The sequence below is a fragment of the Carboxylicivirga agarovorans genome (genome assembly GCF_050589845.1).
Taxonomy (GTDB): domain Bacteria; phylum Bacteroidota; class Bacteroidia; order Bacteroidales; family Marinilabiliaceae; genus Carboxylicivirga; species Carboxylicivirga agarovorans.
Map to the genome: position 1 here is coordinate 1 of NZ_JBNGPA010000052.1, position 26289 is coordinate 26289.

Here is a 26289-nt window from a genome sequence, read left to right on the forward strand (position 1 = left end):
AAAACCACCTCCCCTCTCCTTCGTCGAGGTACTCCTCCTTGCCAGGAGGAGAGCTGATTTACAGCTTGCAAAACACTATATATGTGAATGTTTGAATCTTTTCGAACACTCGTGGGCAAAGCGCAGCGCCGCCCCGGGTTACTTAACGCCCATCAATCCGGTGCAATAGCAGTTGTTCTTCGATGCACCAGTGTTTCATGCACCGGCATAGCCAATGCCCGATTGTATAAATTATATGATGAGTTGAGAAATTTATTGGTCAAACCGATGAATGACAGAACTACAAGCCGGTAATGCCAAGCGAAGGTGAGTAAAAGACATTTATCCCTTAAGCTGCTCTTGAATCTTCCCCTCAAGCGCTTTTCGCAACTTGGTAAACAGCGGATGATCGCATTGGAAACACATTGAATCGATATGATTGATTGCAAGCATTCGTGGTGATGTTCCGCTGATGAATGCCGCATCCATTTCCTTCAGGTCATCCATGTGAACGGCCCTGTATTCCACCTTGATATTCAATTCACTTGCCAGCAAAAGAATGTGTTTCCTGATGATTCCGCCAAGCACAATGGAGTCATCGGCGGTAATAAGAGTATCGTTTTTAATAAAGAACAAGTTGGAGCGACTTCCTTCTGTCAGGCAATTCTCTGAATTAGTAAGGATGGTTTCATACACATGTCGCTGTTCAATAATGCTATTGGCTTTTCCTCTTACCTCAGGGTTGTATATTTTTGCTTTAGGGTGGTGTCGTTCCGAAAACTGAAGGGAACATACAATACCTTCTTTATACTCTGACTCATCAGGGTAGTGTGCCGGTAAAAAGTAAGCCATAAACTGTAAGATGCCATTGGCAGAGAATCGAAAGTCCAATTTAACATTTCCATTGCCAATGTTATTGGCGGAATACAGCATCTTAAGCCTTGTTTTTAACTGTCCCGTATTGATCTCAGCGTCGTAGCCTCCTATTTGAATACTGCTCTTAAGTCTGGCTAAGTGGTCGTCGATAAAAAGGGGAGTGGAATTTTCGATGCGGAATACCTCATAAATGCATGTTTCATCATCACCAATAGCACTGTTAAAGAAGTTAACCGACTTTAAAGTTCTATCCATTAAAAAATATTCTCCTAGAATAGCAGACTGCATTATATTTTGAGGTATGGTTAATTTTGGAAAATGAAGATAGACAATTTTATTTGGCTGGCAAATTAGGAAGTAAAATGCGGTGCATATTCTGCCAGATTGTTTTTCGTTAAAAGTGGAATGTAGCTATGTTCTTCTTTTATGTTTTACGAATATATTGGTTTAATACCTTGTGTTGGAAGGTGGCAGGCCTTTGGTATCAAACATGATAAATATTGATAAATGAAGGCGGTGGTTTCAGTAAGATTTCTTTTTTTTGTAGCCTTGTTACTAATTGTGAGTTATGATGAATTGGAAGAGAAGCATTGTAGTTACAGCTATTTTGCTGCTTAGTTGTAAGCTTTTTGCTGTTGAGCCTGCAAAGTTTTACGCCGTGTTTTCGGGTAATTCTGCTTCGGATATAAATGAAATGATTACCTCGCTGGAAAAGGAGGAAACCAGCTCATTGATCAATGCCTATAAAGGTGCTTTATATATGAAGCAGTCTTCTTTTATGAAGGAAGCAAAACAAAAGATAGAGACCTTTAAAAAGGGCAGGACTCTTCTGGAAACAGAAATTAATAATCAGCCTGATAATGCTGAGTATCGGTTTCTGCGCCTGGTCGTTCAGGAAAAATCACCTCCCATATTAAAGTATAAAAAGGATATTACATCGGATAAGGACTTGCTCATAAGTCATTTTTCTGAGTTGGATTCTTTTGTACAAAAACAAGTGATCAACTATTCCAGACAATCAAAGAAATTAGACGAAAACGAATTACAGTAAATGAAACTATTAGTTATCTCCTATTCGCAGACCGGACAATTAAATGAATTGATTGATAATTGTATAAGAGGAATTGATACTGTTGATATTGACAGGATTGAATACAAACCCGTCAAAGACTTCCCGTTTCCCTGGACATCAGATGAATTTTTTGAGACCATGCCCGAATCAGTTCTGGAGGTAAAAACGGAATTGGAAGAAATTACTTACAAGCATGATAAGTATGACTTGATCATATTGGGTTATCAACCGTGGTTCTTATCACCATCTGTACCAACGAGCTCCTTATTACAGGAGGAGAGTTTTTTAGCCAGGGTCAAAGATACACCCGTCATTACTATTATTGGTGCACGTAATATGTGGATCAACTCGCAGAAAAGTGTCAGTAAACGAATTGCTGCAGCAGGTGGGAAAATTGTAGGGAATATACCATTTATAGATACACATAATAACTATGTAAGTGCGTTTACCATATTGCACTGGATGCTGAAAGGACAAAAAACCAGGAAATGGGGGTTTTTACCTAAGCCAGGCGTAAGCGATAAGGACATAGAGGGAGCTGCCGATTATGCGCCAATACTAAAGAAAGCTATCCAGGATAATGATTTCTCAAACCTGCAGACTGCTATTCTGAAGCTGGGTAACATATCAATTGGGTCAGGTATTTTGTTTGTTGAAACAGCCGGAAGAAGGGTCTTTAACATATGGGCTGGTTTAATTACCCGCCTTGGCGATAAACCTGCGAAAAGAAGGATGCTGGTAAGACTGTATAAGTACTATCTCGTTGTGGCTCTTTTCTTTATTGCGCCCATTGTTGTCACGGTATTCAGGTTGCTTGTCCTTCCTTTTGTTTACCCTATGATAAATAAAAGAAAAAGCTATATTTGCAGCACTAAACTTACATGAAAATGCCCCAGGTTTTTATAACGAAAACAGCCTCATTTTTGCCTAATGATGTTGTTTCGAGTGACGAGATGGAAAAATATCTAGGCTACATTAATGATAAACCATCCAAGTCCAAAGCAATTGTATTGCGCAGTAATGGTATTAAGCAACGACACTATGCTTTAACCGAAGATGGTCACCCCACACATACAAATGCAGAAATGGTATCATTGGCAATCAAAAACTTATTTGCCTATGAGCCTGAAGAGATTACCAAGGTTGATTTGATCACATGTGGAACAACTACACCAGACCAGTTGTTACCCTCTCATTCGGTGATGGTTCATGGCCTGCTGCCTGAGACCGGTCAAATTGAAGTAACATCAAATGCCGGTTCGTGTTGTTCGGGTATGCACTCCCTTAAGTTTGCATATCTGTCTGTTCTGTCAGGCGATAAACAACATGCTGTTTGCGCTGGCTCTGAGCGGATTTCTTCCATTATAAAGGCAGATACCTTTAAGGAAGAGGGCAAGCATCTGGCCGCTATTGAATCCAATCCCTATGTTGCTTTTGAAAAGGATTTCTTACGCTGGATGCTGTCTGATGGCGCAGGTGCTTTTTTACTGCAGGACAAACCTGCCGGGCAAGGTACATCATTGCGCGTTGAATGGATTGAGATGGCATCGTTTGCCAATAAAAATGATACCTGCATGTACATGGGGGCCGAGAAACAGGACGACGGCTCGTTACTAAGTTACCAGAACATGCCACAGCAGGATTTGCTCAATAAATCAGTATTAAGCATCAAACAGGACGTTAAACTTCTGAGTGCCCAGATTGTTAAGCAGGGATTTAGCCTGCTAAAAGACATCTTAGAGAAGCACACTATCAAAGCTGATGAGATAGATCACTTCTTACCACATATGTCAAGTTATTTCTTTAAAGAAAAGATCTATACCATCCTTGAGGAAAATGGCATCCGGATACCTTATGAGAAATGGTATACCAACCTGCGTGAGAAGGGAAACATTGGTGCCGGTTCCATATACATTATGCTTGATGGTCTTATTAAATCGGGTCAACTGAAACAAGGAGAGAAAGTGCTTCTTGCTGTGCCTGAAAGTGCTCGTTTTTCTTATGCATTCTGTTTATTGACAGTTTGCTGATCAAACCCGATAAACCTGAACCGTGAAAAAAGAGGAAATACCACAGGACAAGTCCACGCTTGAAAACATTACCAAGGAAATGTATTACGTTAAAGGTAATGATGGAAAGTATGATACAGGCCTGAGCAAAGGCTGGAGTGTGAAAGCAGAAGCCCTTGAGTCGGCCTGGGATGATATTGATGTCCAGGTTGAAGAAGCACTAGCTGCCGTTAGGAATGGGGAAAAGAGTCCGGTTTTCTATTTTATGAAAAAGGAACTGATGGACGAAGCCATTCTGGCAAGTTACGTTGGTATGATGAAGTTCAGAGTAAAAAGACATTTTAAACCCGGTGTTTTTAAACGATTAAGACAAGCGACCCTTCTTAAATATGCCAGGGTGTTTAAAATTAGTGTAGAGGAATTAAAATCATTTGAAGGCTAATGCATACTGACTATAAACACGAGCAATCAGCGCATTGCGAAAATGGTGTTATAACCAACTTTATTCGTTCATACGGGCACGATTTTATGACCGAACCTTTGGCCTTTGGTTTAGGATCAGGCTTGTTTTACATCCATTTGCCCTTTATTAAGGTAAACGGGATGCCCGCATTTGCCTTCAGAACAATGCCGGGTCTTATTTTTAAACGTACATGCAGGAGTTTAAAAATTGACGTGCAGTCAAAACGCTTCAGAAAGCCAGAAGCCGCCCAGCATTACCTTGATAATTTATTGGAGCAGGGTAAGCTGGTTGGTTGCCAGGTAGGCGTTTATAACTTAACATACTTTCCAAAGGAATACCGCTTTCATTTTAATGCTCATAACCTGATCGTTTATGACAAGGCAGACGATCATTACCTGGTGAGTGATCCGGTCATGGAGACGGTTACCAGGCTTTCGGTTGAAGATATGAATACCGTTAGGTTTGCCAAAGGCGTATACGCCCCCAGGGGACACGTGTATTGGGTTGATTCCATTGGCGATATCTCAGAAGAAGATATTAAGAAAGGCATCATCAAAGGTATTAAGCGCAATGTGAGGGACATGTTGCATGTACCTGGCCCCATTACAGGTATCAGTGGTATTAAGTACACTGCTAAAAAAGTAAAGGGCTGGCGTGATAAACTTGGCCCGCGCAGGGCAGGGCAATACCTGGGGCAAATCATCCGTATGCAGGAAGAGATTGGTACAGGAGGCGGTGGCTTTCGATTTATATACGCTGCTTTTTTAGAGCAGGCAGCGGCATATTTTGATAGTAAAGAGTTACTGAGTATATCAGATGAATTTACCCGTGCCGGTGATATGTGGCGTGAAAGTGCCATGAAGATGGCCGGAGCATTACGCGGCAGGGCCTCAGCGCAGAGCGACTATGATCAAATGCACGATTTGCTGAATGAGATCAGTGATGTGGAAAAGGGCGCTTTTCAGCGATTGTCGAAACTTAAATTGAAATAGGTGAGTCAGGCCATTATTCAAATAGATAAGCTAAGTAAACGCTATAAGGATGCATCTGATTATAGCCTGAACGATGTGTCTTTTACGATACACTCGGGCGACAAGTTTGGAATATTCGGTCCCAACGGTGCCGGGAAAACAACACTGATTTCAATTATCTGCAAACTATTTTCCCAAAGCTCAGGTACAGTTCATTATTTTCCAACTAATGGCAGTGAGCTAAGCATTGGCTTTGTACCACAGGATTTAGCGTTGTTTGAAGAGCTCACTGCTCAACAAAATATGGAATACTTCGGTGCTTTGTATAAGCTCAAAAAAAGAGATGTTGAGGCAAGAACAGCTGAGTTGCTGGCTATTTTAGGTTTATCAAACGTAGTACATAAGAAAGTAAAAACCTTCTCAGGAGGTATGAAGCGACGCCTGAACCTGGCCATCGGCATTATACACAAGCCTGAAATCATCTTTTTAGATGAGCCCACTGTTGGGGTGGATATTCAATCGAAAAATGCCATAATGGCCTTTCTGAATGAACTGAACACCAATGGCACCACCATAATATATACCTCACACCATATGGAGGAGGCGGAAGAGTTCTGCGATAAAATCGCCATTTTGGATTATGGAAAGGTGATTGCCTGTGATGTGCTGAGTAATCTGTATGCATCGTATAAGGTTACCAGCTTAATGGAGATCATGCTTTTATTAACAGGAAAGGAGTATAGGGATAATGTATAGATTGCTGGCCTCCATAAAAAAAGAATTACTTATTCTGATAAACGATAAGGTGGGTTTGGCATTGATGTTTGTCCTGCCTTTGCTGCTCGTTTTTATAATTACCATCATACAGGATTCAGCATTTAAAATTGTCAACAATAATCAAATTTCAATGCTGGTAGCCAATCATGATAAAGGCGAGTTGGGTAATGAGTTAACGAAGCGCTTATCTCACTCCGGCATGTTTGATGTGACAGAAAACAAAGCGATTGATTCGTTGGGCCTGAAGGAAAGGATTGCCAAAAACGACGCTTTAACAGGAATATATATAGCAGAAGATTTTACCGCGCGTTTAAGTGAGCTGTCGGCCAGTATCAGTACACAAATGTTGTCTGATTTTGGCATAGGAGAGGGTGAAGGCAGGGAAGTAAGCAACCCTTCCATTTTATTTGTTCACGATCCTGTTCTGCAGGAAAGGTACTGTCAGTCGATTATTGGTATGGTGCATGCACATATAGGCAGTATGGAAAGTGAGCGTATGATCACAAGTATCTACGCGGAGATGGGGCTTGATGAAGTGCCTGAGATGATCAAAAGTAAAATAGGTAAAAATCATGTGACGATTGATAAAATGCCTGCTTCGGTCAATAAAAAAATGGTAACGCCCAATGCCACCCAACACAATGTGCCAGCCTGGACTGTTTTTGCCATGTTTTTTATGGTTGTGTCACTGGGAACCAATATTGTGAAGGAAAGGAATTCAGGAAGCTTTTTACGCATAAAAACCATGCCTTCCAGTTTCACCGTGGTACTTATGAGTAAACAGGCCGTATATATGGCTGTTGGTATTGTGCAGGTGCTGCTGATATTTAGCATGGGGGCCTGGGTATTTCCCCACATTCAGTTGCCCGAATTATACTTACCCGCCAACCTGTTGGGCATGATGCTGGTTACCTTACTTAGCACACTGACTGCAGTCAGCTATTCGCTTATGATTGGCGCAATTGCCAAAACACAGGAACAGGCCAATGGGATAGGTGCTATTTCCATTATTATACTGGCAGCCCTGGGAGGGGTGTGGGTACCAACTTTTGTAATGCCCGAATTCATGCAATTACTCAGTGAACTATCACCTCTGCACTGGTGTATTGAAGGTTTCTATATATTATTTCTGAAAAATGGTAACTGGGCCGATTTGTCCCGTGTAATGACGATATTAATATCGTTTAGCCTGACTTTTCAGTTACTGACCTATTTGAAATTTAGAATTGACAAAATAATATAAGCACAATTACAATGGATAAAGAACAAATTAAGAAAGATCTGATCAGGCATATTATTGAGTACTTAAATTTATCAGACTATACAAGCGAAGATATTACCGATGATATGCCACTTTTTGGAGACTCGGGCCTTGAGCTTGATTCAATTGATTCACTGGAACTGACAGTGATGCTTGAAAGAGAGTTTGGTGTTAAGATTACCAACCCTACTGAAGGAAGGAAGATTTTGGTAGATGTAAACAGTATGGCCGACTTTATTATAGCCAATCAAGAAAAGTCAGTCAAATAATTTATTTTTAATACCTGTTTGCAGCGTTATGGCGTAAGCAAAATGTGCTGTATCACGCTTAAGAGAACTAAAATTGTATGGATATATTCGTTACAGGACTAGGCTGCATAAGCCCTTTGGGTTTCAATACTGAACAGAACCTTGCGCGGCTGCGTGCTGAAAAGGATGGTCTTGTAAGATCTGAATATCTTGAGTCAGCGTATAAGGATAAAAAGTTCTTTGGTGAGGTGAAAATGAATACACCAACACTTCTTGATCAACTGGACCTTGCCGACAGAAAGGGTTTAACACGAAGTGATGCGCTTGCATTTGCTGCCTTTAATGAAGCTGTCAGACATGCTCAATTGAAGAAAGAAGAGATTGAAAGTGTTGATACAGCTTTTATTTCGGCCAGTACGGTGGGCGGTATGTGTTTAACAGATGAATTGTACCGCGATGCCAACTTAAATACCGATACTTCAGAATATACAGAATCGTATAATTGCGCGGCGCACACCCTGCGTATTGTAGAGGAGTATCAATTAAAAGGTATTAGCAATACGATTAATACAGCCTGTTCATCCAGTGCCAATGCTGTTATGATGGGCATGAAGCTTATCAGATCAGGACGGGTGAAACGCGCTGTTGTGGGAGGAGTGGATAGCCTGGCCAAATATACAGTCAATGGCTTTAATGCGCTGCAGATACTTTCTGACGACAAATGCAGGCCATTTGACAAAGGAAGAGATGGTTTAAACCTGGGAGAGGGTGCGGCCTACCTGGTACTTGAGTCAGAAGAAGTGTGTAATGACAAAGTGAAATTTGCCCGGGTGCTGGGCGCCGGTAACACCAACGATGCCTATCATACGTCTTCAATGAGTGAAACAGCAGATGGTGTTATCGCATGTATTCAGGCTGCCTTATCCGATGCCGGACTGACACAGGACAAGGTCGATTATATTAATGCGCACGGAACAGGAACACAAAACAATGATCAGGTAGAGCTGACGGGCTTTAGGGCTGTTTTTGAAGCAATTCCTCCTTTCAGTTCGACCAAATCATACACGGGACATACCCTTGGAGCTGCCGGTGCCTTAGAGGCTATATACAGCATTCTGGGGCTGATGCATAATGAAATATATCCCAGCTTGCGTGTTTCAGAGCTTATTGACGGTTTTAATGCGCAGCCTGTTGCCACTTATACGAGTAACACAGAAATCAATACTGTACTTTCAAACTCCTATGGATTTGGGGGTAATTGTACGTCACTTCTATTCGGCAGACCATAATGTATATAGTTAAAACATCATGCATATCGCCCCAGAAAACACATGACGGAAGTTATGTGCAGGAAACTATTATCCATACTGGTAATAAGTATAATGCCATTGAACCTGACTATAAAGGCCTGATCCGTCCTGCACAACTGCGTCGTATGGGTAAATCCATACGTATGGGCATTGGAGCTGGCTTACCCATATTACAAGAGCTACAAAAGGTAGATGGTATTATTCTGGCATCGAGCGAAGGCGGGCTGGAAGATTGTATTAAGTTTCTGAACCAGATTGAGCATTACAATGAAGGAGCGCTTACACCAACTAACTTTGTGCAAAGTACTCCCAATGCCCTGGCAGGAAACCTTGCACTCATGGCAGCCTGTAAGGCTTATAATATGACGCATGTACACCGTGGCCTTGCTTTTGAAAATGCCCTGCTGGATGCTTTACTTCTTTTTGAGGAACAAAAAGCAGGGTCGATACTATTGGGTAATGTGGAGGAAATATCGGAGTATAACTTCAATATAGAAACACTGGCAGGCCAGTTTAAAGAAGAGGAAACCAATTCTGAAAGCTTGTTCAGTTCCCAGACACCAGGAACCGTTTGTGGTGAGGGATCCTGCATGTTTTTATTGTCGAACACATCTGAAAATGCCCTTGCCGAAATTAAAGATGTAGCGCAAATAAGTTTCCCTTCTAAAGAGGAATTAATCAACCATATTACAGCATTTCTTAACAGAAACGGCATAAAGCCACAAGATATCGATACCCTTATTCTTGGTAAGAATGGTGACACCAGAACCGATTTCTGGTATACGGATGTATGTGACACCTTGTTTGAACCGCAAAACCAGTACTGCTACAAAAACCTGGTGGGTGAATATGCAACAGCCATGGCCTTTGGTGTATTTATGGCCTGTGAAATTGCAGCCGATAAACTACTGCCGGCCGAAACAATGATCCGCAAATCCGGCGGGTCAAAACATATTCTTGTTTACAATCATTACAAAGGGGCGCAACACGGGTTGGTTCTGATACGTTGTATTTAGGTTGTTAGTATAGTAGTTTTTTAGTTTAAGAGTTTATTGGTTTACTAGTTTAGCAGTTTATTCTTTCAACTAATATTCTTCTCAACTTATCACATATAATTTATACACAATCGAACATTTGCTATGCCGGTGCATGGAACACAAGTGCGCGAAGACCAGTTGCTGTTGCACCGGGTTGACGGGCATTGGGAAATCCGGGTTGTTGCTGCTCTTTGCCCGGGGCTATGATGTGGCAGACCTACAGCCTGCTATTTACAGCTTGGTAATCCTATTCCGCAGGAATTATTTCGTGTAATCGCTACGCGATTAGATAATCCGCTAAATCCGTTAACCCCGATAGTTATCGGGGCGTGGTCAAAAGGAAGAAAACTGTGGTTTCAAAACATCAGTTCAACTCCCGATAACTATCCGGGATAAGCAGTTTGACAGTTTAAGGGTTCGACCAATAAATTTCTCAGTTCATCAATTCAACTCATCAACTTTTAAACAATGCAACTGGTAAATTCCTCAACTATTTTTGATATGAGTTGAATAATAGGTATATACACTATTTTTTTAGACCTAAATACCACTGGAAATACTAATTTTTAGTAACAATTATTGGTAGAAAATTACTCCTTTTCCCCATACGATATGGGAAAAAGGAGTAAAAATACCTGCTTTTTGCTTCCTAACTTTGTAGCCATTGAATGTTTCGTTCCCTGAATGAAGTTTCATAATTAACAAAGAAGGATAGGTAATATGGTAGTGATTGAAGAGAACTATCATCTTTAAATTAGTGAGTACCTCTACATTATTTGTTATGATATCCCTAAGTAATGCTATTTCCCTCCAACGGGAGGGTAGGCATTACACTAATTGCAGAAAGTGCTTGACGTAAATGCAGAGTGATGTTGTTAGTTAGTGAATGGTATAATGTTGGCCCTAATGTATAAAGTTATGCTATTTGTCCAAAATCAATAGTATTGACTGTTTAGAGCGATGGCTTAGTACCTTAAGCTACTTATAACGAAGAGCCTGTCAGGAATTTTTCACTCTTTTTCATCTGTATGACACTGGAGCAGTCTGCAGATTAGGTTTCTACCCCGGAAATGAGAGGCCGGGGTAGTTTTAAGTCATGAAGAGGCTATGCCAGGGCAGTTCAATTAACCTGCTTTAACCCGGTGAGTGTAGTTGGATTGTACCCGATGAATTCATGCAGATATATTTTATGACTGAAGGCTTGATCAGACAGTGTTTTTAAAATGAAGAATCCTTGATATACAAGTGTTTTCATTTTAGCCCAACGGGGCTTTAGGCGCAACTGTAACAGGTTTGTGCTTTAATTACATCCACACTCATTTCTCCCCTTATCTCCGGTATAAGGGGAGAATTTTTAACTCATCAGGATGAAACAACTAACAGGTCTGTTTGTGTTCCTAAAGCGTATGTGAAAGGAATATGTCATGCAGGCTAATGGGTAGCGTTACTTTAGGAATCAAAAGTAAGGTATGAACATGCGAGGATATATTATTCATAATGAGAGCAAACAAGTTGTCGGTTTCACTGAATCAGCACCGGTTTGTTGCAGATTATTGGACAATATGTTCTATAAAAGTGAAATCGAATAGTTGAACAATGTTATCCGGTCAAATAAAAAGCAGTCCTATGTGCCAAAGCCCAGGGATACTATTGACCAACGGATATGAATATGATTTAGGTAATGAGTGAAATAGCATTTTTTCTTAAAGAAGAAAAGGCGTTTAAAGAGTATCACATTTTTTCGGGCTATTATGTAGCCGGTAATTTGTGTTTCCCGTTTGATTATTCATTGTGCAGTGTTATAAATAAGGAACAGTGCAATGAAGCGGTTATTTATAATCAACCCAGGGAAACAATGCTGTTGCTTTGTGACAAAAGTAAGAGGAACATCTGCAAAGCATGTTTATCATTTCTGAAACTTAGAAGTTATTAAACTGAAGTATGATAAAGTAAAAACCAATCCATAAATATGACCCTTGTTACATACAATAAACCTAAGCTTTGATCAGGACTAATACACTATTAAGGATGTATATTTACTGGTTGATACATTATCAATTTTGATTTGTAGCTGAAATTTTGACACCATTATTCACAATACAGGTATGGAAACAACCAATAATTTGCCCAACATAAACTTGTACACATGTTATTTTGATAGCATGCAAATATTTTTTCAGCTAGTCTTAGAGTTTGATATAGATAAGATTAACTCAGGGTGACCGGATGTCAGAAACTAAACTTCTCCAAATGAATATCTGAAGTTTTGAAGCGACAGGCAATGGTAAAGAGTTTGGAGAATTCATGGCAGGCAGCTATTAAAAGCTGGCCTTCAATCTTTAATTATAAAATGTGTAGAACCATGAATTTAAAAGTAGCGATAGTTGATGATCATCCATTATTTAGTGATGGACTTAATTACTATTTGTCATCAATCGATTTAGTTGAAGAGGTTAAACTTTATGCCAATGGTAAGGAGTTTATGCACGACATAATGGCGGGTGAGAAACCCGATTTGGTATTTATGGATATTAACATGCCTGTACTGGACGGCATTGACACCACCAGGTCATTGCGCAAAAAAAGCCATGAAATAAAGGTAATTGCTATTTCATCCTTAGACTCATTAGAGCATATCGAGCTAATGATAGAGGCCGGTGCAAACGGATATATAACAAAAAGCTTAACGGCTGAAGAAATAGAAACAGCCATTAATGCGGTATTGAAGGGAGACAGCTATTTCTCATCAAACGTGATAGCAACCCTTACGCAAAAGAACATTCAAAGAGCCCTTGATGCAAAGATTGTTATTGAGAGTATATCGGAACGTGAAATGCAGGTATTGAAATTGATTTGTCTTGGTGATAACCGGTACGAAATAAGCAGTAAACTCTATATTTCAGAGCGAACGGTCGATAAGCACAGACAAAGTTTACTACAAAAAACCGACTGCGAAAACAGTGTTCAGTTATTGCTTTTTTGTATCAAAAACAGGATTGTAGATATAAACAAAAGGTAACGGCTTTTATAGTGTGGTACACTTCGGTTTTTACATTTCCATTTTTTAATATCCGTCATTATGCATAAGGTGGAATCAATCATTTTGCAAACATAAATTTCAACTCGACTTGCTCGGCAGAGACGCCGATATACAGAGTTATATAACAAGATTCAAGTAAGCTCTGAGTCATTGCGTCTCGGTGTTTATTTATGTAAGCATAAAAACATGTTATCATTTTCAATTTGTTTTACGGACTATAGGTCCGCACCATGTATGTTTTATTAGCAGACTAATAAAGCAGTGTGAGCGCGTATTGAACCGGTCGCTTTGCCAGGTATTGACCATGATGGTAAATGATGCGACGATCGAATTCAATGCGTGTTTTCATGGCTTTTATGGCCGGCATGTCTCAGGCTGTTGTACTTCTGTGTAGCGGCTTGTCTGGCCTGCCTGTACCCGTGTGCATACATGCTGGTGTAAAACTATTCAGTATTCATTTCAGCCTGAAGTACCTGATGTGTAGTAATATGCCTCGTTGCGCAATTAATCAGTCAGGTAGCAGGTTAATTCATTTGTAAGTATGATAGAAGTATTAATATTCATCACAATAACACTTGTTACATTTTTGATTTACAAGTGGTTTAACAGGGCGTTTTTATTGAGGTACATTGCTATTTCTGTTCTGATCAATGCCTTATCGTATGTTTACATCCTGTATAAGAACTACGACAGTTTACTTAGTGATGTTATTCTCGTCCTGATTATTAGCCTATTAATAGGTATTTCACTGGCAGTGCTATATAGCAATTACCAAAAACATAAAATCCAATTGTCGCATATTGGCAGGCACCTGGGACAAATAGCCAATGGTCAGCTTTCCTCAAAGCTAACACCTATAAAAAGCAGTACCGAGAATGAGGTGAGTTATATATCCCAACAGCTCGATCGCGCCTCCAATCAGATTTATCATACGATAAACGCTGCCAATTACAGTTTAGGAGAAATTTCCAGGCTCTCAAATCAGTTATCAGAAGTTTTATCTAATAATAATGTTGATCATGGCTTAATAGAACACCATGATAAAAAGCGACTGGATCAGCTTTCGACTGAACTTAAGGTTCAAATAGAGGCACTAAGGCATGTTCTAACATTCTTTAACTAGTTGTAATTTTTAAGTTGCAGAATATAAGGCGATAGTAGTTGCTTCACTACTAATAATGCTTATGTCACTACTAATTTTCCCCATATGGCATGGGGAAAATTACCCATAAAAAAGTGGTAGTTTTCCCACCTTCAAACGGGGATTATTGGTAAAAATATACCGGTTTTTCTATTTCTCTTTGCATATCAATTATTAACAGTTCTTTATGAAGTTACTTGTTATGTTTATATGCAGATGTATTGTTGCGACCACTTTTTTACTATCGTTCCTGTCGGGCAAATTGCAGGCACAGGAAGTGGATGCTACTTTATTTAAATCAACTTCACATTACTTTGGTACCTTTAGTAAGGCCAAAGGAAAGCAAACCCACCGTTTTGAGTTAGTTAATACAAGCAATAAGCCTTTGGTGATAAACAGGGTAAGATCAACCTGTGGTTGTGCAGCAACCGAATATACCCGGGAGCCAATTGCCCCAGGGGGTGAAGGATATGTAAAAGTCGTATTTGATCCGGCTAAGTTCTCAGGCTACTTTAGTAAACGCATTTCGGTATATACCTCAGCCGGCAGTCAGCCAACGCAACTGACCATTACAGGTCGAATAAGAGTTAATAACAGGATCAACGATTCTTTTGACCAGTTCCTGGGGGACCTCAGGGCTGAAAAGAAGGAAAATTACCTGGGCGATAAGGAAAAGAAAAACGAAATAAGTGCAGACCTTAAGATGATCAACGTAATGCGCGATGTCGTTAAGCTACGCCTTGTCAGTTACCCCCAATGGCTCAGCAGCTGCGAAATTACAAATAGCGAACTCAAGCAAGGTGATAATTCACGAATACTCATACGTGTCAACACTATTGAATTACCTCAATGGGGTCGGCTGGCCGGAAACATAGAAGTGGAAATTAAGCGTGGCATTAAAACAGTGGTAAAAAAGGTGCCTGTAGCAATTAATTTAATCGATGCTTTTTCAGACCTGTCGCCACAGCAAATGGAAAACCTGCCTGTAATAAGCTATCAACCCGATACGCTTCACCTGAATCATAAGCCGGGCAAGGTAATCAACTCCAAAGTAAGCATCACTAACAGTGGTAAAAGCCCTTTGCACATACGCAATGTGCAAAGTAATTCTGATCAGGTGCATTTTAAAAAATACGATGCAGTGATAGAACCCGGCAAAAAAGGGCAGGTGCATATTCAATTCAGTTGCAAGGCCGCCATAAACGATCAGCCGCAAATTAGCATTTGGAGTAACGATGCAAACAGATATAGAACAGACATACAATTATTGATTAACAATTAAAATTATTTGGAATGAACAAATTTAAACTATTACTAACTTTTATGCTCATTGGCATTGTTGGTGTCAATGCACAAACTGTACCAGGTGGTACATTCGAGCATACAGTTTGTGGAACCGACAAAAGTGATGCTCTGGATTTGAAGAATGTAGTCGGTGCTCAATTAGACGCAGCTGGTGGTACATGGGAGCAGTTTGATAGTGATGAAGACATTGGTGATTATAACATGGGGGATGGTGTTCCGGTAAGTAATGTTTTTAGCCTCAGTGGTCGCCCGGCAGGTAAGTACTATTTTGTGTATTTTGCTACAACTAATGCCTGTTTACAAGAAGGATCAAAAGTAAAGGTTGTTGTTACAATTGTTGAAGAGGCAAAAGATATAACTCATACAATTTCACTGTGTGGTGACGCTGATAAAGAAGTGACTCTTAACGACTTTATTGATCCTGCCATAACAACCCCGGATTTTAACGACCTTACTGGTTTACCTTCTGGAACTAATCTTTCAGGAACAGGAGCTACTACTAAAGTGACTATTCCTAAAGATTATAAGGGCATTTTTACAGTAAACTATAAAAACAATATTAGTCCTTGTGACATTGGGGCTACTTTAACAGTTGTAGTTAATAACGATGTTTCGACTTTTGAACTCAACAATAATTCAATTGTGTATTGTAGTGAGTCATTACCTGGCACCATTAACTTAAGTCAAATTGCAGGTGCTTCTGTTCCTGGTGGAACATGGAGTGTCAAATCAGCAGCAGGAGCAACTTTAAGCCAAGGTGTCCTTGTAAGCTGGGCTACACAACCAAATGACGGGAACTACACATTTGAATATAAATTCGATGACGATTGTGATGATAGTAATGAACTTGCTTCAAAAACGTTTACAATTACCATAACAAATGATATCACAAGTAATGGTTTGACTAATGGTGGGACTGATCAAATATGTAAGAGTGATAACCCTGCTTTGGCTTACAACCTGCTGGTTGACGGTTTAGGCTTAAATATTCCGGTAAACACAGGCAAGTGGGAAGTTACTAACGATGATGCACCAGCAGGGCATAACCTCGATTTAACAAATGGATTATTTGAAGTAAAAGACGCTCCTGCCGGAACCTATGAGCTAACCTATACCATAGGTAGTGCAGCTACACACATATGTGCAACAGCTGGTCAGTCAGCAACATTAACACTAACCGTAGGTGATGTTAGTAATGGTGTTTTTAACGATGGACGTATACAGCTGTGTGTAGATGATGTAGAAAATAATTCATCTGGCAAACTAAATCTTAACGATTACATTGCCGGGGCAGATGGTTTTACCTGGCGCCACATGGATAGTGAGCAGGGAACTGAAGTTACAGATGGTGAAGTGGCCTACTCAGCCCTGGCAAGCCTGGGTATAGGAACACATAGGTACAATTTTGCATACAGTTCTGATGGTTGTGATGGTCAAACTGGAGTAGGTAGCTTATATGTTGTTATTACCGATGAATTGGATATGGAAGCAAATACAACGATCCAATACTGTCGCCCTGATATGCCTGGAGAATTAAATCTTAACCAATTGTTAGGTATAGCAGTTGCGGGTAATTGGACATATGATTCGACTGATAATGCTGGATCAACTCCTACACCGACAATTAGTAGCGGAATTACTTTCAAAGAGAATCCAACTGTTACCGGAGATCAAGCTTATGTACTTACGTTTACGCCAACTAATTCTGGTAATTGTGGTGCTAAAACAGTGAAGTTAACGATAGAAGTGAAAGAAAATGAATTTGATTAATCATATTTAATACTACTCCCGGTTAATAGCCGGGGGTAATAAAAATACCTGAGAGTTCATAGGTCGGTTGTTTCACCTGTGAACGTAATACCCACGGTTGTTTCCTATCTATCCTGTTTCCCCTTTTCCCGTGGGTATTACTTTCTCTTAACTTAAGAAATGTATGAAGTACAAGCATATCAACAGAAAGGCGTTTCTCGCAAAGCATGCAAAGCATAGGAATAGGAACCTTATATACTTTACGGTTTTATAGTGATTCGTAGTGGACATATCTTGAAACAACATACCTAAGGAATTAATAGTAAAGATTGATTCGTCGTTTATAGAAGTGTCATGCCCCAATTGCTCTGATGGCTGATTTATAATAGTATCAACCAAGGATTTAGTGATTTTTTAGCCCTTATGGCATTGGGGTATGATTTTTAAAAAGAGTCAACCACTGATTTAAATAAATAATAAAAAAGGATGAACCACGAATTACACGAATTACACGAATTACACGAATTGAGCAATCGCTTCGCGATTACTATGGCGTAGCCATAATCCGCTAAATCCGTGGTCAAAAGAAAGAAAACCATGGTTTCAAAAGAAGAAAAGTATAGTACAAACTATAATTAATCAACAATTAACAGAATAACAATGAATTACAAATTACTTTTTATCCTAACATTCTTCGTGGCAGGCTTTACGCTTAATGCCCAAAATCATAAAAAAGAAGGAGAGATGAGCGTTTGCTCAAACCATACATCGGCCATTCGTTTAGGTGAAGATGTAGTTGGTCTTGCTTTAAGCACCGGGGGTGGTGTTTGGAACGAAGTTGACCCTGCTAATAACACTACAATTCTCCACAGTGATGTATCAAACATATTCCTGGCCATGAACCGTATGCCGGGTGAGTATCATTTTGTATTTACCGCAAAGAATAATCCCTGTCTAGCCGATGGTGAAACAGCTTTGGCAAAAGTGACAATTATTGAGAACCCCTTATCAAGCAGTGCCACAATTTTACTTTGTGCTAATGATGCTCCGGAACTGACTTTAAGTAACTATTTACCGGCAGGTATTCAGGGCTTGACTGTTACTTTTTATGACGCCAGTGGTACTGAAGTTACCGATGGAGAATACGAAGTAGCTGCTTCATTCGAAGGAGACATTAACTTTTCCTATGAAGTTTCAGGTGGTGCCATGTGTAACACCGAAGCTAAGCTGACGCTTATTATTGAAAGAGAGGCGACCATTACTGATTTACCAGGTTCCAAAACCTTAGAGGTGTGTAAAACCGCCATACCAGCAAGCGTTAATTTAAACGCTGTGCTTGGATATAATATCAGCGGAGAATGGGCAGTCGATAATAGTGCAACAGTAGGAGGGGCAACGGGTGCCACCGTATCAGGCAGTATGGTCGATCTGTCAGGCCTGACCTTTACCGGAGATGCTGCATCTATTACCTATAAACTAACACCTACTACAGATGAGTGTTACGAAACTTATACCCCAAGCGTAACAATAAGCATTGAAGATGATCTGTCAGGCGTAGGCGCAGAAACAATAGAAGTATGTAAGACTGCCAGCCCTCAGGGATATATCAATTTAATGGAAGTACTGGGCATTAATGTACCTGTGAATGTAGGGCAGTGGAGATTGGTTAATGACGCATCTCCTGTTGATGTTCAAGATGGAATATTTGAGTTAGCTGATGCGCGTGCAGGAGACTACGTATATAAATATGAAGTAAGTAATGCTGCCGATATTTGTGGTTTAGTAGACGCACAAGTTACCATTGAGGTATCTGATATATCAGAAGCTTACGATGGAGAAGTACAGGTGTGTGCAGGAGGACAGGGTGTATCGGTCACATTAGACAATTACATTCTTGGCTTGCCTTCCGGTGCCAAATGGTACGAAGGACTTGCTGCTGAAGGTACAGAATTAGCAAGTTCTACTATTACTACTTCTGCTGATCCGGGAATGTATGCCTATACCTACTCATATGATGCAGGGCCTTGTGGTAATGCAAGCGGACACTTATATGTAACTGTTACCGATGAGCTTACCAACTTCAAAGACAAGGTGGTTGAATTCTGTTTGACTGACAACGGAACTGATGCTATTAACCTTGATCAGATACTTGGTGTTGCAGGTGTGTCAGGTGACTGGGAATTCGTTTCAGGCAGCAGTACATCAGGTCATACGGCGAATGAGATTGCTGCTTATATGACAGATAATGTATTTAATGCAAATGCTGCAGCAGGTGCAGAAACAACCGATACAAACACTGGAGTTACCAAAAATACAGGAACATATGTGTTTAAGTTCACTGCGGGTGCAGGATCTTGTATAGAAGAGGACTCTGAAGCCACAATTACCATTAAAGTAGTTGAAAGCTGGTAGAAATAAAGAGTTGAATCGCTGTGGCTTCTCTATGAATGCGTCCATGTATATGCTCCGGTGGAGCTGCAGCGATAACTCAATAGTCATTGAAAAAGAGGGTGTGCAAGCATTTTTGTCAAAGAACGCAAAGAGAAAGAACACATAGCACCACTTCCCATGCTACTGGGAGCAAGGGTTAGTGCGGCACGGCAGGTGCCGCAATGGGAATTGAAAAATGTTCTTCTAATGAACCGTAGCTTGACACATAAATTTTGGACACCCTCTTATATAAAGCCCCAAGGTTTAATGGTTAAACACTGTTGAATAACAGATAATAAGCTGAACAAAGCAGTTGGGCGTGCAACAGCAAAACAAAGAGAAATGCGCGGTGAAACGTGCATTGGCAGAGTGCCCGCCTTATTCGCGTTGGAGGCCACCTGTGTGAAAGAATAATTGTAAAGCGAAATGAAAGATAATTATATCAATGTATTGTATGTTCCCTGTCTTGCAAATAGCTACCTCACAAGGCTGTTGCACGTATTTATATGTGTGATTATAAAGCAAGATGGAGCGCAAAAGAACAGGTGCACCGGTGAAGGCTTTTTTCATGCTGTGCACAAGGGATTGAATAAGATAAAGCTGTTGATGATTTTGTGCCAGTTATCTTTTGTTCTTAACGCGTCGGCCCAAACCGATACTGAAGACAATACACCCTATGTGGCTGCAACTGCCACAATACGTATGTGTCCATCGCACTTATTGCCTGTTGATCTTAATCGTATTAAAGCAGTGCTTAGCCCCGGTGTTGGCGACTGGTATAATGCCGAAGGAGAGAAAGTCAGTAACGTTGTTGTTTTTGATGAGGATCAGGAGGAGGGGGAGTTACTCTATTATTTTAAAATAAGAAATTACAAAACACTCTGTGTCGAAGAAGAGAACAGTCGGTTTGAAATAATTATCAATGTTAAAGATGTTGATACGCCACAGGGTGAGCCTGAACAGTTTTTCTGTTACAGCACTGGTGAACAGCCCACCATATCTGAGTTAGAGGCCAGGGGAAGCAATATAAAGTGGTATGAAACAATGACGGGAGGCGAGCCATTAAGTGCCGACCATCAGCTTGAAAGCGGTAAAACGTATTACGCGTCTGAATCGTCGATCGGATGTGGTGAAAGTACCGAGCGATTAAAAGTAGAGGTTGAACTGGGTCTTACACCCGATATATCAATAACAGAGCCCGGTATAGCACACCTAAACTATGACCTTGAACAGCTTAAGATAGAAGATGTCAATGATACACAGGGATTTCTCAGGTATTTTTATTCCGAACCGCAAGGTGTTGATGATGAAAACGACAGGTTGAGCGAGTGGCAGTTAAGCATTAATCAGTCAGAGCAGATTTATGTGATGAAAGTAACTGACAACGGAGAGTGTTACGATGTAGAATCGGTTTATGTGCGGGTTAACCAGGATATTAAAATGCCCCGGGGTTTTTCACCCAATGGCGATGGCGTCAATGAACTGTTTGTAATAGATGGCATTGAGCGTTACCCCGACAATGAAATTATGGTCGCCAACAGGAATGGAGCTATTGTATATCGCACCAAAAACTATCAGAATGACTGGGATGGAAGATCAACTTCCTATTTGACAGTTGGAAACGATGTATTGCCTGAAGGTACCTATTTTGTTGTGTTGAAATTATCAGATGATCATCAACCAATAAGAGACTATATCTATATAAAACGATAAGAAAAGTTGAAAGTTGATTTATCGAACAGCCATCCACGGACTTCTGACTTCGGAACCCGGCCTAAACAAAAGTTGAACTTCATTCCCCGGACTATAAGTAATCATCAATTCCCGGTCGCCGGACTATAATAAGAACCATGAATCAAAAAACAATACTCACCCTAATCATATCTCTTGTTTGTGTATCAGCATTAGCACAACAAGATCCTTTATACACTCAATACGTAAACAACCAGCTTACATTTAATGCAGGATATGCGGGTAGCAACGACATGTTAAGTGCTCAGTTTTCAGAACGTCACCACTGGACCGGCTTTAATGGCCGACCCACTACAAGGGTGCTGACTGTGCACATGCCGGTAGGGCTGACTAAAACAAATGTTGGTGTATCTTTTATAAATGACGAAATAGGTCCCGTAAAATTTAATAGCTTTTACCTTGATTATGCCTATCGTTTCCAGGTAAGTAACAGTGGCTATTTATCGCTGGGTGTTAAAGGAGGCTTTGATATGTTTAATGCCTATTTAACCGAGGTGCCATTAAACGAGATAGACGATGCAACGTTTGCCAATAACCTGGAGGAGAGTTTTATACTTAATTTTGGCTTTGGAGCATATTATGTAACACCTCAATATTATGTAGGATTTGGAATACCCCGTTTAGTGAAAAATGATATCAACGGGGGAAGTAATACTATGTTTGAGGCAGAAAGTTTAAACTATTACCTGTCTTCAGGAGCCGTACTTTCATTGAGTGACTATATAAAGTTACGACCTTCATTTCAGGCCAGGCTTATGTGGCATTCTCCGGTCCATCTTGAAACCATGGTTTGGGCCATTTATAATGACAGATTTTGGTTGGGTACGGGGTATCGATTACACGATGCGATTCATGCAGGTATTCAGCTGCAAATAACTGAGCAAATAAGAGTTGGATATACTTACGACTTTACAGTATCTCGCTTTAACAGGTATGGAGGTACAGGTGCACATGAATTGAGCTTATGTTACGATTTCCGCTTTAGAAGGAAACATGTTAAATCACCCCGGTATTTCTAAAACTATTTACACATGCTACAATCAATAAGAACCTTTTTAATGTGTTGCATTGTATTTGCCATCGCTTGTAATACGCTTGAAGGGCAAAGCCACTTATTACGCAGGGCCGATAGAAATCTTAAACATGAAAATTACAAGCGAGCCTATCATTTGTACCATAAATTCTGGCAGAAAAATCAGAACAATGAAGTTGCAATAAGACATTTGGCACAAATAAGCGACATAAGAAGAGATTACCGCAACGCCGAGGCCTGGTATAAAAAAATGATTGAACTTGGAGTTGCTAATAATGATGATGTTTATATGTGCCTTAAAATGATGCACAGGAATGAAAACTACAAACAGGCCGATCAATTGCGAAAAGTACATAAAAAAAACAATGAACTGCTGAGCGATAAATACTTCTGGACTATTGATACAATAAGCTTTTTAAAGCGTAAGGATAAAAATGGTGATATCCATATAATTAAGAAAATAAATACATCAAGTTCGGAGATTGCACCTGTTTTCTATCCCGATAACAGATTGCTGTTCCTGTCTGATCGTGTTAAATGCAATTCCACACATCGCCGCCACAAGGTATCAGATAATTCCTATTACAGTTTGTACAGCATCCCTCATAATAAGGTAGGTTATACCCTGGGAGACAGGCCTGAATTGTTTAACCCCGTAACCAATACACGGTTTAACACCGGATCGGTATGTTTTAATGCTGACGGCACCGAAATGTTTTTCACCAGAAATGAGCGTTCAGACAAAAAGAACAGTAAGGTGTTTTACCTGCAGCTTTATAGCTCCTTATTATTAAGCGACGGGACCTGGAGTAAAGCCAAACGCCTCAGTTTTAACGAAAACAACTCGTCAATAGCTCATGTATCATTGTCAGATGACGGAAACAAACTATATTTTTCGTCCGACAGAGCGGGAGGTTACGGCGGTAGTGATATTTATGTGATTAGCCGTGATAGGGGCTCGTGGGGGCAAGTCCGGAACCTGGGAGAACGGGTCAACACCATCGACGATGAAGCCTATCCGTTTATCAGCAATAAGCAGGTACTTGTTTTTGCCTCGCAAGGGCATGCCGGCTTTGGCGGGTACGACTTATTCAGCATTGACCTGGCTGACAACAAGGCCGGAGTTGTAAATCTGGGCAGGGTATTAAACTCATCAGACGATGACTTTGCCATGGTTGTAGACAAAAGCCAGAGACAGGGCTATTTTACCAGTAACCGAAAGGGCTCCGATGATATTTACTATTTATACCTGCTCGAAGCCATTAACAGCAAAACAGTGCCCGAAGTTGACCCGGTTGAGTTTAATCCGCCTTCGTATATGGGTAAACTGCTTAAGTTGAACGACGATTTAGTACAAACCTTTGAGCTTGAAAATATTTATTACCAGTTTAATTCGGATCTAATTACGCCCGAGTCGCTTGGTGTGCTTGATACCATTGCATCTATTCTCAATCAGAATATCGACATCCACATTCTCATTCGTTCACATACCGATTCGAGAGGTAGTGCACTATACAACAAGAAACTATCAGAAAGACGTGCTAAGGCTGCCGTTGACTACCTGCGAAAGCGCATTGTTGAACCATTTAGGGTAACAGGTGTCGGTTGTGGCGAAGAGGAACTATTAAACAGGTGTAAAAGTGGTGTTGATTGCAGCGAAGAGGAGCACAAAGTAAACAGGCGTTCTGAGTTCGTTATTGTACGAGTTAATGAGCAAGATAAGCTGTTGGGCAATGATGATATAAAACTTAATAAAACGGAGACAAACAGCACAATTAAAACCATTGCCAATGATGGTAAAGGCATAGGCAAGTATACCATTGTTGTAGGTAGCAGTAAAACCATGCAGGGTATTGATCAATTCGCGCAAGTGCTGATAAATGATAAGGGTATAGATGCCCATGATTTAAGTGTAAGCTGGTTTAATGATGTTGAAAGTTACAGGATATTATATAAAAGCTTCGGGCAATTATCTGAGGCCAACGTTGAGATAAAGAAAATCAATATAGGTGATGCGTGGATATTGCCCTTGTAGGTTTCAAACAGGGGCTTTCAGTTGCTGGCTGCAACCAATGAACGGAGTCTGGCCACAGTTATACCAGATACTGATCATCAGTTAAAAACATCAAAATAAAGAGTTATGAAAGTTAAATTCAAAGTGCAGGAGAGGACAAATCCTCAAAACAGAGACGAAAAAAAATACTATGTACAGCCTATAAGGGTAGGAACCATTCAGCGTACACAACTGGAGACTGAAATTATTGAGCTTACATCATTAAGTAAAAGCGATGTGCGGGGTGTGTTGGTAACACTGTCCGATTTAATTGCCAGGTATATTTCAATGGGCTACAATGTGTCACTCGACGATGTGGGAACACTAAGCCTGCGAACAACCAGCGAAGGTAGTGACAAACCTGAAGATGTTACGGCTTTCAACGTTAAAAGTGTAAGTGTTGGTTTCAGGGCCGCACCGGTACTGCGCGAGGGTATAGAGAAGATAAAATTTGAGAAAGAATAAGAGCGTATCAAAGAATATAACCAAAGCAGATTCATAGCTGTTATTAGTTAGTATTGTGAATACCGGGACTTCCCCCTGTTTTGGGAGATCAGGGGGAAGCTCCCATCTGCTGACCTGGGGATGGATAATGATTATAACATGTCCAACTCTCATACTAATTCTGTTTTACTGAATACCCAGGGAGAGCGCTTTACATTGATTGTAAAATATAGAACCACAAATGGCACTAATTAACACAAATAGTTCCGACCTGCGGAAGCAGAATTTGAGTAATAAGAACAATTTCATTGTTTGAATATGCTTTTAAGTTATCTAATTAAAAGGTTTAAGCTTTCACCCCAAAAGGTTTAAGGTTTTACCCCAAAAGGTTTAACCTTTTACCTCAAAAGGTTTAAGCTTTTACCCCGAAAGGTTTAACCTTTTATAACCTACACAATAATGTGTGAGTTGCTATTCTCATTCACCATTGGCCTGAAGGCCGTGTTGGAAGATGTTTATGGGCGAGTGCCCGGATACATCATATCAATTGAATTTTTTAACCATTAAATACAATAAAAATGGACGTATTATTAAGTATCGTGTATTTTGCAGTAGCCATTGCTATGCTTGCAGCGAATTGGAAAATTTATGAAAAAGCCGGCAAACCAGGCTGGGCAAGTCTTATCCCGATTTACAACATTCTCGTTTTATTAGACATTGTAGGTAAGTCGCGCTGGCTGGCCTTATTACTGCTAATACCATTTGTAAATGCTCTACTACTGCTATTCCTACTTTACTACCTGGCCAAAAGCTTTGGTAAAAGTGGCGCCTTTGCCTTAGGCCTTATCTTCCTGGCACCGGTTTTTTACCCAATGCTGGCGTTTGGCGATTCAATATATTACGGTCCGGTGGTGGCGGAGTATTGAATGAAGTAAATAGGGATGAAGAAAGAAACGGGATTACTATCCCGTTTCTAAACCATATGGCTCCCACCATATGGTAGCACAGTATGCCCCTTCAGGTCATATGTAGCAGGATTTCAGGCCTGTGAATCTGGTCGGATGCTCAACCCTGAAAGATCAATTATGCCACAATCATTATCACAAGTTTACATTCACATATATAGTGTTTTGCAAGCTGTAAATCAGCTCTCCTCCTGGCAAGGAGGAGTACCTCGACGAAGGAGAGGGGAGGTGGTTTTAAGTCTTTTTAATAAATTAGTTTTCAACAATATAAGAAAGATATGAAAAGTAACCGGCCAGAAATGATTTATAGGAGAAAACTATTGAGAAACAGAGCAACTCCAGCGGAATGTGAACTTTGGAATTACCTTAAAGGA

Annotated in this window: 21 protein-coding genes; 20 read left to right on the top strand and 1 reads right to left on the bottom strand. The window is 40.3% G+C overall.

What is annotated here, in order from left to right:
• Positions 1–321: 321 nt before the first annotated feature.
• Positions 322–1110, bottom strand: coding sequence for an aminotransferase class IV (locus ACRD69_RS24120; protein WP_430817696.1), 789 nt, complete (start codon positions 1108–1110; stop codon positions 322–324).
• Positions 1111–1423: 313 nt separating this feature from the next.
• Between ACRD69_RS24120 and ACRD69_RS24125 the strand changes: the two genes are divergently transcribed.
• The 20 genes from ACRD69_RS24125 (at position 1424) to ACRD69_RS24220 (ending at position 25876) form a co-directional block, all read left to right on the top strand.
• Positions 1424–1906: a hypothetical protein gene (locus ACRD69_RS24125; RefSeq protein ID WP_430817697.1), complete on the top strand. Its 483-nt coding sequence runs from the start codon at positions 1424–1426 to the stop codon at positions 1904–1906.
• Positions 1907–2812, top strand: coding sequence for a hypothetical protein (locus tag ACRD69_RS24130; protein WP_430817698.1), 906 nt, complete (start codon positions 1907–1909; stop codon positions 2810–2812).
• Between the two features lie 2 nt (positions 2813–2814).
• Positions 2815–3957: a dialkylresorcinol biosynthesis protein DarB gene (darB, locus tag ACRD69_RS24135; RefSeq protein WP_430817699.1), complete on the top strand. Its 1143-nt coding sequence runs from the start codon at positions 2815–2817 to the stop codon at positions 3955–3957.
• Positions 3958–3979: 22 nt separating this feature from the next.
• Positions 3980–4378 carry a flexirubin biosynthesis protein DarG gene (gene DarG / locus ACRD69_RS24140; protein ID WP_430817700.1) on the top strand — a complete coding sequence of 133 codons (399 nt, stop codon included), beginning with the start codon at positions 3980–3982 and terminating at the stop codon, positions 4376–4378.
• A complete protein-coding gene (gene darH, locus ACRD69_RS24145) occupies positions 4378–5391 on the top strand; it encodes a BtrH-related acyltransferase DarH (RefSeq protein ID WP_430817701.1) in 1014 nt (337 codons plus the stop codon). Before DarG ends, darH begins: the two co-directional genes overlap by 1 nt.
• Entirely contained in the window at positions 5392–6126 is a 735-nt protein-coding gene (locus ACRD69_RS24150) for an ABC transporter ATP-binding protein (RefSeq protein ID WP_430817702.1), read from the top strand.
• The gene (locus ACRD69_RS24155) at positions 6119–7390 is read left to right on the top strand and encodes an ABC transporter permease (RefSeq protein ID WP_430817703.1); all 1272 of its coding nucleotides are present in this window, start codon (positions 6119–6121) and stop codon (positions 7388–7390) included. The genes ACRD69_RS24150 and ACRD69_RS24155 overlap by 8 nt, the downstream gene beginning before the upstream one ends.
• A gap of 11 nt (positions 7391–7401) precedes the next feature.
• Entirely contained in the window at positions 7402–7677 is a 276-nt protein-coding gene (locus ACRD69_RS24160; RefSeq protein ID WP_430817704.1) for a phosphopantetheine-binding protein, read from the top strand.
• 77 nt (positions 7678–7754) lie between these two features.
• Complete coding sequence (locus ACRD69_RS24165; protein WP_430817705.1) at positions 7755–8945, top strand: beta-ketoacyl-[acyl-carrier-protein] synthase family protein; 1191 nt, start codon at positions 7755–7757, stop codon at positions 8943–8945.
• Positions 8945–9982 (top strand): beta-ketoacyl synthase chain length factor, encoded by a 1038-nt coding sequence (locus tag ACRD69_RS24170; RefSeq protein ID WP_430817706.1) that lies wholly within the window; start codon positions 8945–8947, stop codon positions 9980–9982. The genes ACRD69_RS24165 and ACRD69_RS24170 overlap by 1 nt, the downstream gene beginning before the upstream one ends.
• A gap of 2383 nt (positions 9983–12365) precedes the next feature.
• The gene (locus ACRD69_RS24175) at positions 12366–13022 is read left to right on the top strand and encodes a response regulator (RefSeq protein ID WP_430817707.1); all 657 of its coding nucleotides are present in this window, start codon (positions 12366–12368) and stop codon (positions 13020–13022) included.
• 562 nt (positions 13023–13584) lie between these two features.
• Positions 13585–14166, top strand: a complete 582-nt coding sequence (locus ACRD69_RS24180; RefSeq protein WP_430817708.1) for a hypothetical protein — start codon at positions 13585–13587, stop codon at positions 14164–14166.
• A gap of 205 nt (positions 14167–14371) precedes the next feature.
• Positions 14372–15466 (top strand): DUF1573 domain-containing protein, encoded by a 1095-nt coding sequence (locus tag ACRD69_RS24185; RefSeq protein WP_430817709.1) that lies wholly within the window; start codon positions 14372–14374, stop codon positions 15464–15466.
• 11 nt (positions 15467–15477) lie between these two features.
• Positions 15478–17259: a hypothetical protein gene (locus ACRD69_RS24190; RefSeq protein WP_430817710.1), complete on the top strand. Its 1782-nt coding sequence runs from the start codon at positions 15478–15480 to the stop codon at positions 17257–17259.
• Positions 17260–17898: 639 nt separating this feature from the next.
• Positions 17899–19650: a hypothetical protein gene (locus tag ACRD69_RS24195; protein WP_430817711.1), complete on the top strand. Its 1752-nt coding sequence runs from the start codon at positions 17899–17901 to the stop codon at positions 19648–19650.
• Positions 19651–20094: 444 nt separating this feature from the next.
• Complete coding sequence (locus tag ACRD69_RS24200; protein ID WP_430817712.1) at positions 20095–21381, top strand: gliding motility-associated C-terminal domain-containing protein; 1287 nt, start codon at positions 20095–20097, stop codon at positions 21379–21381.
• Positions 21382–21518: 137 nt separating this feature from the next.
• Positions 21519–22439, top strand: a complete 921-nt coding sequence (locus tag ACRD69_RS24205) for a PorP/SprF family type IX secretion system membrane protein (RefSeq protein ID WP_430817713.1) — start codon at positions 21519–21521, stop codon at positions 22437–22439.
• 12 nt (positions 22440–22451) lie between these two features.
• A complete protein-coding gene (locus ACRD69_RS24210; RefSeq protein WP_430817714.1) occupies positions 22452–24488 on the top strand; it encodes an OmpA family protein in 2037 nt (678 codons plus the stop codon).
• Between the two features lie 105 nt (positions 24489–24593).
• Complete coding sequence (locus ACRD69_RS24215; RefSeq protein ID WP_430817715.1) at positions 24594–24971, top strand: HU family DNA-binding protein; 378 nt, start codon at positions 24594–24596, stop codon at positions 24969–24971.
• Between the two features lie 557 nt (positions 24972–25528).
• Positions 25529–25876: a DUF5684 domain-containing protein gene (locus ACRD69_RS24220; protein WP_430817716.1), complete on the top strand. Its 348-nt coding sequence runs from the start codon at positions 25529–25531 to the stop codon at positions 25874–25876.
• The last annotated feature ends 413 nt before the right edge of the window (positions 25877–26289 follow it).

Excerpts from the sequence above, each read along its gene's own strand:
- ACRD69_RS24160 (WP_430817704.1), top strand. The coding sequence starts at position 7,402 with ATGGATAAAGAACAAATTAAGAAAGATCTGATCAGGCATATTATTGAG.
- ACRD69_RS24155 (WP_430817703.1), top strand. The coding sequence starts at position 6,119 with ATGTATAGATTGCTGGCCTCCATAAAAAAAGAATTACTTATTCTGATA.
- ACRD69_RS24220 (WP_430817716.1), top strand. The coding sequence starts at position 25,529 with ATGGACGTATTATTAAGTATCGTGTATTTTGCAGTAGCCATTGCTATG.
- darH (WP_430817701.1), top strand. The coding sequence starts at position 4,378 with ATGCATACTGACTATAAACACGAGCAATCAGCGCATTGCGAAAATGGT.
- ACRD69_RS24185 (WP_430817709.1), top strand. The coding sequence starts at position 14,372 with ATGAAGTTACTTGTTATGTTTATATGCAGATGTATTGTTGCGACCACT.
- darB (WP_430817699.1), top strand. The coding sequence starts at position 2,815 with ATGCCCCAGGTTTTTATAACGAAAACAGCCTCATTTTTGCCTAATGAT.
- ACRD69_RS24215 (WP_430817715.1), top strand. The coding sequence starts at position 24,594 with ATGAAAGTTAAATTCAAAGTGCAGGAGAGGACAAATCCTCAAAACAGA.
- ACRD69_RS24130 (WP_430817698.1), top strand. The coding sequence starts at position 1,907 with ATGAAACTATTAGTTATCTCCTATTCGCAGACCGGACAATTAAATGAA.
- ACRD69_RS24175 (WP_430817707.1), top strand. The coding sequence starts at position 12,366 with ATGAATTTAAAAGTAGCGATAGTTGATGATCATCCATTATTTAGTGAT.
- ACRD69_RS24180 (WP_430817708.1), top strand. The coding sequence starts at position 13,585 with ATGATAGAAGTATTAATATTCATCACAATAACACTTGTTACATTTTTG.
- ACRD69_RS24125 (WP_430817697.1), top strand. The coding sequence starts at position 1,424 with ATGATGAATTGGAAGAGAAGCATTGTAGTTACAGCTATTTTGCTGCTT.
- ACRD69_RS24200 (WP_430817712.1), top strand. The coding sequence starts at position 20,095 with ATGAAAGATAATTATATCAATGTATTGTATGTTCCCTGTCTTGCAAAT.
- ACRD69_RS24205 (WP_430817713.1), top strand. The coding sequence starts at position 21,519 with ATGAATCAAAAAACAATACTCACCCTAATCATATCTCTTGTTTGTGTA.
- ACRD69_RS24120 (WP_430817696.1), bottom strand. The coding sequence starts at position 1,110 with ATGGATAGAACTTTAAAGTCGGTTAACTTCTTTAACAGTGCTATTGGT.
- ACRD69_RS24195 (WP_430817711.1), top strand. The coding sequence starts at position 17,899 with ATGAATTACAAATTACTTTTTATCCTAACATTCTTCGTGGCAGGCTTT.
- ACRD69_RS24210 (WP_430817714.1), top strand. The coding sequence starts at position 22,452 with ATGCTACAATCAATAAGAACCTTTTTAATGTGTTGCATTGTATTTGCC.
- ACRD69_RS24165 (WP_430817705.1), top strand. The coding sequence starts at position 7,755 with ATGGATATATTCGTTACAGGACTAGGCTGCATAAGCCCTTTGGGTTTC.
- ACRD69_RS24190 (WP_430817710.1), top strand. The coding sequence starts at position 15,478 with ATGAACAAATTTAAACTATTACTAACTTTTATGCTCATTGGCATTGTT.
- ACRD69_RS24170 (WP_430817706.1), top strand. The coding sequence starts at position 8,945 with ATGTATATAGTTAAAACATCATGCATATCGCCCCAGAAAACACATGAC.